General features: G+C 46.5%; 11 protein-coding genes. 9 read left to right on the top strand and 2 right to left on the bottom strand.

What is annotated here, in order from left to right; genetic code table 11:
* The first annotated feature begins 182 nt into the window (after positions 1–182).
* The 9 genes from ONT18_RS10030 (at position 183) to ONT18_RS09990 (ending at position 11,093) form a co-directional block, all read left to right on the top strand.
* On the top strand, positions 183–719 hold the full coding sequence (locus ONT18_RS10030; protein WP_264905313.1) for a PepSY-like domain-containing protein: 537 nt from the start codon (positions 183–185) through the stop codon (positions 717–719).
* 198 nt (positions 720–917) lie between these two features.
* Positions 918–1,412 (top strand): flavodoxin FldA, encoded by a 495-nt coding sequence (gene fldA, locus ONT18_RS10025; protein ID WP_264905311.1) that lies wholly within the window; start codon positions 918–920, stop codon positions 1,410–1,412.
* 82 nt (positions 1,413–1,494) lie between these two features.
* Positions 1,495–1,848: a DUF2023 family protein gene (locus tag ONT18_RS10020; protein WP_022120342.1), complete on the top strand. Its 354-nt coding sequence runs from the start codon at positions 1,495–1,497 to the stop codon at positions 1,846–1,848.
* Between the two features lie 315 nt (positions 1,849–2,163).
* On the top strand, positions 2,164–6,525 hold the full coding sequence (locus ONT18_RS10015) for a cobaltochelatase subunit CobN (protein ID WP_437183737.1): 4,362 nt from the start codon (positions 2,164–2,166) through the stop codon (positions 6,523–6,525).
* 65 nt (positions 6,526–6,590) lie between these two features.
* A complete protein-coding gene (locus tag ONT18_RS10010; RefSeq protein WP_264905307.1) occupies positions 6,591–7,286 on the top strand; it encodes a hypothetical protein in 696 nt (231 codons plus the stop codon).
* A gap of 45 nt (positions 7,287–7,331) precedes the next feature.
* Positions 7,332–7,922 carry a MotA/TolQ/ExbB proton channel family protein gene (locus tag ONT18_RS10005; RefSeq protein WP_022120345.1) on the top strand — a complete coding sequence of 197 codons (591 nt, stop codon included), beginning with the start codon at positions 7,332–7,334 and terminating at the stop codon, positions 7,920–7,922.
* An 81-nt stretch (positions 7,923–8,003) separates the two neighbouring features.
* A complete protein-coding gene (locus ONT18_RS10000) occupies positions 8,004–8,348 on the top strand; it encodes a DUF2149 domain-containing protein (RefSeq protein WP_264905305.1) in 345 nt (114 codons plus the stop codon).
* Positions 8,349–8,411: 63 nt separating this feature from the next.
* Entirely contained in the window at positions 8,412–8,912 is a 501-nt protein-coding gene (locus tag ONT18_RS09995; protein ID WP_153084980.1) for a calycin-like domain-containing protein, read from the top strand.
* 6 nt (positions 8,913–8,918) lie between these two features.
* A complete protein-coding gene (locus tag ONT18_RS09990) occupies positions 8,919–11,093 on the top strand; it encodes a TonB-dependent receptor (protein WP_264905302.1) in 2,175 nt (724 codons plus the stop codon).
* A 105-nt stretch (positions 11,094–11,198) separates the two neighbouring features.
* Here the strand turns inward: ONT18_RS09990 and ONT18_RS09985 are convergent, their stop codons facing one another.
* On the bottom strand, positions 11,199–12,227 hold the full coding sequence (locus ONT18_RS09985; protein ID WP_264905300.1) for a hypothetical protein: 1,029 nt from the start codon (positions 12,225–12,227) through the stop codon (positions 11,199–11,201).
* A gap of 7 nt (positions 12,228–12,234) precedes the next feature.
* A complete protein-coding gene (locus tag ONT18_RS09980) occupies positions 12,235–12,738 on the bottom strand; it encodes a hypothetical protein (protein WP_264905298.1) in 504 nt (167 codons plus the stop codon).

Genomic DNA, 12,738 nt, shown 5'->3' with positions numbered 1-12,738 from the left:
TTTCAAAAACCGAACCTAAAAGTCTACCTTGTAATTTCTATCTATGCAATATCTATTGTAACCTGAATAAGCCTAACAACTAAGAACTATGGCAGTAGAACAAATGGAAAAATAAAAAAACATTGAATTATAGTTAATTTGAGTTTGAAATCATTGTAGTTTAAAGTAAAACTATTATATTTGTGGCTGATAGATTTCGAATCTGTATCATAGATATTGGTTCTAGAGATTATGGTATAAATATAGTAATTTTAAATGATAACATTATGAAAATGAAACGAACATTTATTACTGCATTCTTTGCGATGTTACTTGTAGTTTTTTCAGTTTCATGCAGCAGTGAAGAGAAAGAGTTTGATTATGCAGCATTGCCGATGTCGGCACAGCAGTTTGTAAAGCAATATTTTGCTGATGCATCATACAGCCGTGTGGAAAAGGAGAAAGATAATGGCTTTTGGGAATATGAAGTATTGCTCAGTGATGGCTCTAAAGTGGAGTTTAATGAGAAGGGAGAGTGGACGAGTGTTGAGTGCAAATACTCTGAGATCCCTGTAGGCATTATTCCTACTGTCATAGCTGAGGATATTGCAAAGAAATATCCTGATTTGAAGCCTTACAAAATTGAAAAAGAGGTTGGCGGATATGAAATTGATATTTCTGGTTACGACCTCTATTACAGCTATAAAGGTATGTTCATACGTGCTGAAATTGACAAATAACAGAAGAGGGTGTGTCATGGATTTATGACACACCCTTATGCATTTAAGAAAGTTTTAGGATGAATCGTCCTAAAACTTTTTATCTATCCCCATATTTAGGTATTTCTGCGAAACCATCATTTTTAGGTATTGCAGATGATGGAAAAAGGATGTATCTTTGCACCCGAAAATAAATGTAACTAAAAGTAAGATAGACAAATGAAAACAACAATCGTAATTTATGGCTCTTCTACTGGCTCATGCCAGTCGATTGCCGAAACCATCGCCTCTAAGTTGGGCGTGGAAGCTGTAGATGTAGCTAACATCGATGACGCTACTATCACAAGTCATGAGAATCTTCTTCTCGGTACTTCTACCTGGGGTGCCGGTGAGATGCAGGATGATTGGTATGATGGCGTGAAGACATTGAAGAGTGCCGGCTTGGCTGGCAAGACCGTGGCCCTGTTTGGTTGTGGCGACAGCGAGTCTTACCCTGATACATTCTGTGGCGGCATGAAGGAACTCTATGATGCTGCCGTTGAGGCTGGCGCTACCGTATTGCCTGGCGTTTCTACAGACGGATACACCTATGATGACAGTGAGGCGATTGATGGCGACAAGTTCCTGGGACTCGCACTCGACGAGGTGAACGAGGACGACAAGACAGAGGAGCGTATCGATGCCTGGCTCGAGGACATCAAACCATCGCTATAATTTTTTCTAAAATATTTTTCAAGAATTGGAGAATGATGGAATTCTCTGATTCTTGGTTTAAAAACAGATAAATTCGGATAGTATGCAGCAGGAAATCGCAACACCAGTAGATTTGAAGGTTCTGATGAATCATATATATGAATATAAGAAGGGCGTGCGCCGCCTGGTGCTCTACACCTTCAACAAGAAATATGAGTCTTTTGCCATAACTAGATTAGAGCGTCAGAACATTGATTATATCATCCAGCCGGTTGGCAACGACCGTCTGAATCTCTTCTTTGGTAAGAAGGAATGCCTGGATGCTATCCGCATGATAATCACCAAACCGTTGTGCCAGCTTACACCGGAAGAGGATTTCATCTTGGGTGCCATGCTGGGATATGACATCTGTGCCCAATGCGAACGCTATTGTGAGCGGAAGAAGAAGGTTTGCTAAGCTTTTCTTTCATCATTGTAATGTTTTATGTTTATAAGTAGAAAGAGCGTGATTGCCGTAATGGTGATTACGCTCTTTCTGCATATTTCGGAATAATTCCTCTTTTTGAGGGCTGAAATGAAAGAAAAAGTCCTGAAAACACTACTTATTTATTAGTACAGACTATATCAATTCGTTTAACCTGATACCAACTTCTAAGTATAAAAAATGTGAAAATCACAATTTCTCGGTATTGTACAATTTCTAAATAAGCCTTACCTTTGCAGCCCGAAAAAAGGAATAGATATGAAAAAAGGATTAGGAAAAATCAGAAAGATTAAAAAGAAACACATCTTCCTGGCCTTATTGGCCGTGATCGTTCTGGGAGGTCTGGCGAAGGCTTACTCTGCCTGGGTGGGTACTACCCGCATCGCTTTCCTCAACTATCAGGCTATTGCGCTGGGACAGATTTCGCATGCCAACGACAATGCGATGATTAAACTGAGTGAGATCACAACCGATGATTTCGATCATCTGGATGATTACGATATGATTATCGTGAATGGTATGGGTCTCCGAATCGACGAGAACCAGCGCAAGCAGTTGGAAGAGGCTTCCTACAAGGTGCCGACCCTGACTCATGCTGCTACCAACCCTGCCAACAATATCGTATCGGTAGATAACTTCGATGCAGATTATCTGATGCAGTACATCGAGAATGGCAGCAAGAAGAATTATCACAGTATGCTCGCTTATATCCGTAAGTTTATCGACGGAAAGAAGTTCATGGCTCCAGAACCGGAACGTGTGGATGAGCGACCAAACTATCTCCTGACTCATTTTGACCCGAAAGATGAAAAGGGCGATGAGCTGGGTTTCAACAGCGTCCGTGAGTACAATGCATTCCTGGCGAAGAACGGATTATATAAGAAAGGTGCTCCTACCATCTTGCTCACCGGTTTTATGGGTGCGGCTCCTGATATGGAGAAGGCTTTCGAGAAGAAGGGATTCATGGTGTATCGCATCAACCAGCTGCAGAGCTTTATCGCCGGTCATCATGCCGACAGTATCCAGGCGAATGCCGTAGTGAATATGGCGCATGGCAGACTGGGCGATTACTTCGTTGAGTTCCTGAAGCAGAAGAATATTCCATTGTTCTCACCTCTTAATATCAACCGTTTGACCACCGATTGGGAGAACGACAAGCAGGGAATGAATGGCGGTTTCATGTCGCAGAGTATCGTGACTCCGGAGATTGATGGTGCCATCCGTCCATACGTGGTTTTCGGACAGCGCATCAACAAGGAGGGCTTGCAGGAGGTTTACGGTATCCCTGACAGAATGGAGAGTTTCGTGGAGAGCGTGCAGGGCTATGTGAATCTGAAGAACAAGAAGAACAACAACAAGCGCATCGCCATCTTCTACTTCAAGGGTCCCGGTCAGAATGCACTCACCGCTTCGGGAATGGAAGTGGTTCCATCGCTCTACAATCTCCTGGTTCGCTTGAAGAATGAGGGATACAATGTAGGCAAGTTGCCTGCCAATCCTCAGGAACTGGCAAAGATGATCCAGGCTCAGGGTGCCGTCTTCGGAACCTATGCCGAGGGTGCTTATACCCAGTTCCTCCAGTCGGGACATCCAGCCCTGGTTACCGCCCAGCAGTTTGCCGGATGGACCCAGAAGGCTTTGTCTAAGAAGATGATCAAGGAGATGAACCAGCTCTATGGTTCCTTCCCTGGCAAATATATGGCTACCGATGACGGTAAGTTGGCGGTGGCAAGACTGCAGTTTGGCAATGTGGCTCTGCTTCCACAGGTGATGGCAGGCGTGGGAGGCGACTCCTTCAAGATTGTGCATGGCACCGACCAGGCACCTCCTTACACCTATGTTGCCTCTTATCTCTGGGCACGTTATGGTTTCAGTGCCGATGCACTCATCCATTTCGGAACCCACGGCTCGCTGGAATATACTCCGAGAAAGCAGGTGGCACTCGACAGCAACGACTGGAGTGACCGATTGATTGGTGTGGTTCCACATCTTTATATATATACCATTGGCAATGTGGGCGAGGCGATGATTGCCAAGCGCCGCACCTATGCCCAGACCCAGAGCTATCTCACCCCTCCTTTCAAGGAGAGCGAGTTGCGACAGACCTATAAGCAGTTGAGCGATGCCATCCAGTCTTATGAAAAAAAGGCATCTACCGAACAGTCGCTGAAAGTGAAGGCGCTGACCGTGAAGATGGGAATCGCCCGTGAACTGGGGCTCGATGCCAAGCAGATGAACAAGCCTTATTCTGCAGATGAAATTGCGAGAGTAGAGAACTTTGCGGAAGAGTTGGCAAACGAGAAGATTACCGGCAAGCTCTATACTTTGGGTGTGCCATACGATAATGATGATGTCCGTACCAGTGTCTATGCGATGGCTACAGATCCTATTGCCTACGGAATGCTGGCTGTGGATAAGTTGAAAGGTCGTGCTCAGGAGGGTGTGGAGAAGCACAAGCAGCTTTTCGACCGTCTCTATCTGAGTAAGGCACGCAATACCGTGACCCAGCTTCTGGGTTCAGCCTCTGTTTCTGATGAATACATCTGCCGTTATGTAGGAATCACTCCTGCCGAACTCCAGATGGCCCGTAAGGTAGAGGCGATGCAGGCTGCTCCGGATCCTATCCAGATGATGATGCAGATGGCAGACCAGATGGGTGGAATGAAGGAGGCGAAGCCGAAGAAGGTAGACCACCGAACGGTAAGCGAGCTTCGTGCTGCCAAGGTTTCTCATAAGAAGAAGATTCCGCAGATGAGTCGTGAGGCTTTTGAGAAGATGGAGCAGACCGGTCGCTTCCCTGACAAGATGATGGAAGCTATCAAAAAGGGACAGAAATGGTATCAGGAGGATTTGAAGAAGGCGAAGATGGCGAAAGCCGGCAAGGGCAAAGCATCTCAGAAATCTTCTAAAGATAAGGGTATGATGATGTCGAAAGCACCAAAATATACCCGTCAGCAGATTCATCTGGCTCAGGCGATTACTACCGTAGAGCATGCCTTGCAGAATGTGGGCAAGTATTCGGAGGCGCTCCGTCAGAGTCCGTTCAACGAGATGTCTTCTCTGATGAATGCCCTGAATGGCGGCTTTACCGCCCCATCTCCTGGTGGTGATCTGATTGTGAATCCGAACACTCTGCCTACCGGTAGAAACCTCTTCTCCATCAATGTGGAGAATACACCTTCGGAGGATGCTTGGGAGAAGGCAAAGGAACTTTGCGACAATACCATCAAGATGTATTGCGAGCGACATAAGGGTGAATATCCTCGTAAGGTAAGCTATACGCTCTGGAGTAGCGAGTTTATCGAAACAGAGGGTGCTACCATCGCTCAGATTCTCTATATGCTCGGTGTAGAACCGGTAAGAGATGCCTTCGGTCGTGTTACCGATCTGCGTCTCATTCCATCCAAGCAGTTGGGCCGTCCTCGCATCGATGTCGTGGTTCAGACTTCCGGTCAGCTCCGCGACCTGGCAGCATCCCGTCTCTTCCTCATCAACAAGGCGATAGAGATGGCGGCAAATGCCAAGGGTGATAAGTATGATAACCTGGTGAAAGCCGGTGTTACCGAATCTGAAAGAGTGCTCGTAGAGAAGGGCATGTCACCAAAGGAGGCCCGCGAGGTGAGTATGTATCGTGTCTTTGGAGGCGTAAACGGCAACTATGGTACCGGTATCCAGGAGATGGTAACCGCAGGCGACCGCTGGGATAAGGAGAGTCAGATTGCCGAGGTCTATATGAACAATATGGGTGCCTACTATGGTGATGAGAAGAACTGGGAGACCGTTCGCAAGGCTGCTTTCGAGGCAGCGCTGACCCGTACTGATGTAGTAGTTCAGCCACGCCAGAGCAACACTTGGGGTGCTTTGAGTCTCGACCACGTATATGAATTCATGGGAGGTATGAACCTCGCTGTGCGCAACGTAACCGGTAAGGATCCGGATGCTTATCTCGCCGACTATCGCAACCATAGCAATATGAGAATGCAGGAGGTGAAGGAGGCTATCGGCATCGAGGGCAGAACCACCATCTTCAATCCAGCCTATATCAAGGAGAAGATGAAGGGTGGAGCCAGCAGTGCCAGCACATTCGCTGAAATCGTAACCAATACCTACGGCTGGAATGTGATGAAGCCAAAGGCAATCGACAAGGAGATGTGGGACGAGATATATAATGTGTATGTCAAGGACAAGTACAATCTCGGCACCAAGGAGTTCTTCGACAAGCAGAATCCGGCAGCGCTGATGGAGATGACCGCCGTGATGATGGAGAGTGCCCGCAAGGGAATGTGGAAGGCTACTCCTCAGCAGCTCAAGGACATCGCCAAGCTTCATACCGAGACCGTGAACAAGTATAAGCCTTCATGCTCCGGTTTCGTCTGCGACAATGCCAAGCTGCGCAACTATATCGCCAGCAAGACCGATGCTGCTTCTGCCAAGGAATATCAGCAGAATGTAGAGCAGATCCGCGATGCTGAGACTGCGAAGAACAGCAGCGACAAGGGTATGGTGATGAAGAAGGAGACGCTGAGTGAGGATGCTCAGAAGACCACCACTGTGGTGAGCGGCATCGTAGTAGGTGTCATCGTCATCGTTGCTTTCGTTGTGCTCGCAGTATATTTGCGACGTCGTCGCAAAATGATGAGTGAAGAATAATTCAACACTTAACAGTGAAGAATAATTCAACATTCAACATTTAACATTCAACATTTTTAAAAAAAGTGGAGACATTAGTTTTAGTAATGATGATATTGGTTTGCTTCAGTTTTGTGCTGAAGCAGACCTTCCACGGAGTGAAGGAGATTATGATCATCTCGGTGCTCGTAGCCTTCTTCGTGGGAATGACCTGGCCATTCGCCATTGAGCAGTCGAAGACGCAGATTGCGGCTTGGATAGCCGACCAGAAGCTGATGCTCGATATGGCGGTGCTGCTGAGTATCGACGTGGCACTCACGATGCTTTTCTGTGTGCACCACGTAGATCTGAAGACTTCGGAACATGTGAGTCGCCGCAAATGGGTGTTCTTCATCTTCCTGAAGTATTTCCCGGGTTTGCTGGTTTTCCCAGTGCTTTTCAGCGTTTTGGTGATGACCATCTTCCTGCTTCCCGGCGTATCGTTCCAGGTAGTGGCATGGGTGCTTGCCGTAGTGCTGCTGGTCTTGACGCCGGTATTCACCTACGGTTTGAGATGGCTCTTGCCGGAGCGACCAATCCGCTTGGAACTGCTTTTCCTGGTAGAGGTGCTGCTCGGATTGATGGGCATCATCGGTACAGTGAATGGCAGGACAGCGGTGGCAGGATTCAACAGTTTCGATGCCCTCTCGCTTCTCGGCGTCATCGCCATCGTCATCGTAGGAATGGCGATAGGATGGGGCTGCTATCGCATCAAGATGCAGCGCTTATCACAGAAACTGTAAAGGCGCAAGCCAACTTAACATTCAACATTTAACATTATAAAAAAGATGAATTACATATCAGACGTATTGTTTTGGATTTCCACAGGCATGCTGGTTCCTGTGATTATTTTGTTGATTTTCTTCTTCCTCAGAGCCTTGTTGCTCCTTGGAGGTTTCTTCGGACAGTATCTTGTAAAGCGCAAGTCGGGGGCGGAGATTCGTGAACAGATGAACACCCTGACACTCGATAACATCGATACCCTGGGCGATCGCTTGCCAAAGAACAAGCAGGCTGTCATCGTTTCCTATATGAAGAAACTCGTGGACAACCGTCAGAGCAAGGCGCAGGTGAACCGCATCCTCGACCAGTATGCCCAGTTTGTTGAGAAGGATCTTTCTCTTCCTTCTACACTCCTGAAGATGGGTCCGATGCTCGGTTTGATGGGTACCTTGATTCCGATGGGTCCTGCCCTGGTAGGTCTTTCTACCGGCGATATTGCTTCGATGGCTTACAATATGCAGGTGGCTTTCGCTACCACCGTAGTGGGATTGTTCTCTGCAGCCATCGGTTTTGTAACCAAGCAGACCAAGAACCGCTGGTACACTGAGGATATGAGCAACCTCGAGTTTATGGCAGACCTTTTGGAGGAAAAGTAAAAAGGCTTTTAAAGGTAAAAAAGTAAAAAGGTAAAAAAGTAAAAATGGCTTTTAAAGGTAAAAACTAAAGATAAATAATTTATGAGACAGAGACGCAGAAATAGGCTTGCGCATGATGGCGAGGATGATGATCCGATGAGCGTAGTGAGCAACCTCTTCGATGTGGCGATGGTGTTTGCCCTTGCCCTGATGGTGGCACTCGTTTCGCGCTATAATATGACGGAAATGTTCAGCAAGGATAACTTCACGATGGTGAAGAACCATGGCAAGGAGAATATGGAAATCATTACCAAGGATGGACAGAAGATAAATCGCTATACTCCTTCAGAAGATCAGAGTAAGAAGTCGGGCAACAAGGGAAAGAAGGTAGGCATTGCTTACCAGCTGGAGAATGGCGAAATCATCTATGTTCCGGAAGATAAATAATCGGGGATTGCAAATCCCCTCAAACAGAAAATATTATTGTAACTAAAAGAAAAATAAAGAAAAATGAAAAAGTTTAAGACAATGATGGCCATGATGTTGGCTTTGGTTTCTATGTGTGTAGCATTCAGCTCTTGCAGCAGTGATGATGATGACAATAATGGTGCTGGCTCTTCAGCAACAGCAGAACAGGTTGTTGGTACTTACGTTGGTGAAACAATGTCTATTGCTTTGGCAGGTCAGGGTGATATGGACCCATTGGAGAATGCAACTTTTAAGTTGGAAAAAGTTGATGATAGTCATGTAAATATCATCCTTCCTGCATTTGGATCTGCACCTATGGCTTTACCTTCAATTACAGTGAAGAATCTTGCTGTAACAGAGTCAAATGGTACTTATTCTATTCCTGAAACCAGTTTTGATCAAACATTGGAAAATGGCAAAGGTCTTTCTAAAACTGCTATAAAAGCAACTATAAAAGATGGTAAAATGCAGATTACTTTTGTTTTACAGTATGGTAAAATGCCTTTTATCATGAACTGTTCTTCAAATGCAACAAAGAAGTAATTGTCGATGAAACAAAAGATATTCGCACTATTCCTGATCCTTTGCGGATTGTGCCTGAATCTGAAAGCCGAAACCCAGGGCGATGTCGTGGGTAGGGTGCTCGATGATTCGGGCGCACCTCTGGCGGGTGCTACCGTCCAGATTTTGCATGCAAAGAGTGGGGTAACAACTGATGAAGACGGATATTTCCGCATTCCTTACAGCAAGGATGGAGCGGTGAGAGTGAAGGTGAGTTTTGTGGGCTATCAGACTCAGACTTTCGTACTGAAAGCGGATGAGAGAAAAGGTGACCAGCATGTGCTTCGCCTTCAACCGGATGCTACTGCCCTCGATCAGGTGGTAGTTACCGCAACCCGAACTCCGAAGGCTTTGAAGGATGCTCCTGTGGTAACCCGTCTGATTACCGCCAATGATATCAAGATAGCTGATGCTACCAATATCCAGGACCTCCTCACCGAGCAGATGCCGGGTCTGGAATTCGGCTATGCCATGAATCAGGAGACTTCTCTCAACATGAATGGTTTCGGTGGAAATGCCGTGCTCTTCCTCGTAGATGGCGAGCGATTGGCTGGTGAAACCATGGATAATGTAGATTATAGTCGTCTGAACTTGGATAATGTAGGACGTATCGAGATTGTAAAGGGGGCTGCTTCGGCGCTCTATGGCGCCAATGCCGTAGCCGGAGTTGTCAATATCATCTCCCGTGAAAACAGCGAACCTTGGACTGCCAATGTCAATACCCGCTACAACGACTTCAACAAGGAGTGGCGCCACGGTGGAAGCTTCAGCTTCAATGCCGGAAAATGGAATTCGCAGACCAGCATCCAGCGCACCACATCGGATGAGGTTCAGCTCACCAGTCCTTTCGATACAGAATCCAACATCCTCCATATCTATGGTGGAGAGACCTTCAATGTGAAGGAGCGTCTTACCTACAAGCTCTCTGATAAGGTAAAACTGATAGGTCGTGGCGGTTATTTCAATCGTATCAGCAAGCGCAGCAACTATGATGATCATTACATGGATTATTCTGCCGGACTGAAGACCGTGATGAATCTTTCGGGGAATGATAATCTGGAGATTTCTTACGGCTTCGACCAGTATGACAAGGCTCGATATGTGAATGATGAGCGTACTCACGACCACGATTATACCAACCGTCAGAACACCGTCCGTGCCCTCTATTCCCATATCTTCGGCAAGAATACATTGACGGTAGGTGCAGATTTCTTGAACGATTATCTTACCACCTATCAGTTTGAGGATAATGAATCAAAGAATCAGAATTCATGTGATGCCTTCGCCCAGTTCGATTACAATCCTTTGCAGTGGTTGAACATCGTGGCAAGTCTTCGTCATGATTACTTCTCCGCATCTAGCCAGCATGCCACTACCGGTCGTCTGGCTCTGATGACCAAGTGGAAGGGTTTCTCCATCCGTGCCAACTATGCCGGCGGATTCCGTGCCCCAACGCTCAAGGAGATGTATATGAACTTTGATATGGCAGGTATGCAGATGATTTACGGTAATCCGGATCTGAAGCCGGAGAAGAGCGACAACTACAACCTGGCGCTGGAGCATACCGGAAGGGTGAAGAATGCTGGCTTCTTTACCGGTCAGTATAGTCTTACCCTGATGGGCTATTATAATAAGTATGATAAGCGCATCACTACCGAGGATTATGCCGATTATACCCCGGGAACCGGTCAGCCGGATGTGGCTTCGCGTTATTGCAACGAGGATGGAGTAGAGGTGAGCGGCATCGACTTCAGTGCCCAGTACCGTTCGGATATGGGACTCGGTGTGAAACTCGACTACAGTTATCTCCATGTGGGTGGCAGAAGTGTAGATTCCCAGTTCTCCCAGCCTCGTCCGCATTCTGCAACCTGGCGTCTCGACTACGACCGTCAGCTCTGTTCGTTCTATCGCATCAATGCCGCTCTGTCAGGCAGATACCTGTCTGCTCCTGATACGAACATCAAGAAGCATGACCGCAGTTATCAGTTGTGGAAGTTCACGCTTCAGCAGCGATTCCTGGATGCCGTCAATCTGAATTTCACGGTAGATAATCTTTTCGGTTATACGCCAAAGAACTATTATTGGAGTTCTGCGATGACCACCGGCCGCACCTTCTCAGTAGGCCTTTCTATCGATATCGACCGTTTCGTAAAGGTATTCTAATAAAAATAGCAGGGTGGACCAGTCTTCCATCCTGCTTCTTTTTTATTAATAGCACCCCTCTAACTGTATAAAAACAGGTAGTTAGGGCGATTTTTCTTGTTTTGCCTAGAACCATCTCTTCTTCATTTTCTTCAAGAAATCCTTGGTGATAGGGAAGCCGGAGGCATCACCTATTACGGAGTCGATATGGCAGAAGGGACATTCGGCTGTAGGCGGCTCATCAGGGAAGTAATCTGTGATTTCGGATGGCGTGAAGATTTCGCAGCAGCTGAAGCAGCCGCATTTTTCTGACTTCTCAATCTGTTCCTTGTTGCTGAAGCAGCAATCGTGAGCCTGGCGGAAAATCCTGTCTTTCTCCTCCTCTTCTTTCTGCTTTTTCTCAGCCTTTTCCAAATACCCCTTGAATCGTCTCTGAAGATAGAGCGGCACATGATAGTGAGGGGCGAAGACATACAGCGACGGAACGTGGTCGTGGTATTCGTAGCCGGGACCATCTATCACGGTATAGCTGTCATCCGTTTCATCGTATGGCAGTTCATCCAATCCCCTTTTATCCTTGGCAGCCTGGTTTCTCTCCCAGATCCATTCGGTGGTAAGCGGAGTTCCGACAACGATGGCAAGTTTTACCTCATCGCCACGATATACTTCTACGATGTCACCCTTCTTGAATCTAATCTGTTCTGCGTTTCTGCCTCGGAAGGTCTCGTCAGGATGATGGTTGTATGCAGGCAAATCGCAGACTCCGGGATAGTAAATGCTGAAACGCGAACAGCAGTAAGACCGGTCGATCAGTTTTCCTTCCCCATCATACATCCTTTCCGAAAGACATTCGCGGTCGTAGTGCAACAGTCCCATTGGAATCTCCGAGATATAATAGCAGAAGGTATCCAGCGGATAGTCGTCTTCCTCCTTCATCTTCTTGCGGTAAAGGACATCCTGGTGCATCAGTCTCTCTGCCTCCTCCAAAGTTGTAGTGAAGGCTTGCGGACAATAGGTGTTCACCTTATATTTCGGATAATGTGAACGCTTCTTCTCCTCCAACTCTTCCGTTTCTAAAACTTCGAGCTTGAAGATGGCAGGAACATCCCGATGCTGTGGATGCTCAGCCAAATGCTTGAATTCTTCGTATGTCATGGGATGGTTATCTTAAGAATTTATGAAACTTGAGAATCTGAGATCTAAGTTCAGGTATTCTGATGCCTTCAGAGTCTTTGCCTTCTTGATTGTTAAGATTCCTTTTGGTGATAGTTTTATGAATTTTCAGTTTTCTCATGTCCGACTTGCCGTTAGCTTTATGGTTCCACCAAGGCTTGGGATATGCATGTCTTTTTTTGTATCTCGTGCCATCGCAGTTCTGGATAAAGATTTCCAATACTAATCCATCCATTTGACAATCATGCGGGATGTTGATGGCACGTCTTTGGATATCCATTTCGTAGAAGATACTTCCGTCCTTTTTGCAGAGCACGATGTCCAGATAGTCTGGCATATCAGGTATAGTTCCAGGCTCTGACATTTGTGGTTGAAACTCCCCAAACTCTTCCTTCACATACTCGAATAGTCCCCGAGTATATTTTTCGATATCCACCCCTACATATCGAGTATAGGTGTATTTGATGATACATAAAGACATTTTATTTGCCAT

It is taken from the genome of Segatella copri (assembly GCF_026015295.1).
In the GTDB taxonomy this organism is placed as follows: domain Bacteria; phylum Bacteroidota; class Bacteroidia; order Bacteroidales; family Bacteroidaceae; genus Prevotella; species Prevotella copri_C.
The sequence above is the reverse complement of the archived record's forward strand: the minus strand, read 5'-3'. Positions and strand labels throughout refer to the sequence as shown.

Coding starts and splice junctions, on each gene's coding strand:
- ONT18_RS09990 (WP_264905302.1), top strand. CDS start 8,919: ATGAAACAAAAGATATTCGCACTATTCCTGATCCTTTGCGGATTGTGC.
- ONT18_RS10005 (WP_022120345.1), top strand. CDS start 7,332: ATGAATTACATATCAGACGTATTGTTTTGGATTTCCACAGGCATGCTG.
- ONT18_RS09980 (WP_264905298.1), bottom strand. CDS start 12,738: ATGGCAAATAAAATGTCTTTATGTATCATCAAATACACCTATACTCGA.
- fldA (WP_264905311.1), top strand. CDS start 918: ATGAAAACAACAATCGTAATTTATGGCTCTTCTACTGGCTCATGCCAG.
- ONT18_RS10020 (WP_022120342.1), top strand. CDS start 1,495: ATGCAGCAGGAAATCGCAACACCAGTAGATTTGAAGGTTCTGATGAAT.
- ONT18_RS09995 (WP_153084980.1), top strand. CDS start 8,412: ATGAAAAAGTTTAAGACAATGATGGCCATGATGTTGGCTTTGGTTTCT.
- ONT18_RS09985 (WP_264905300.1), bottom strand. CDS start 12,227: ATGACATACGAAGAATTCAAGCATTTGGCTGAGCATCCACAGCATCGG.
- ONT18_RS10000 (WP_264905305.1), top strand. CDS start 8,004: ATGAGACAGAGACGCAGAAATAGGCTTGCGCATGATGGCGAGGATGAT.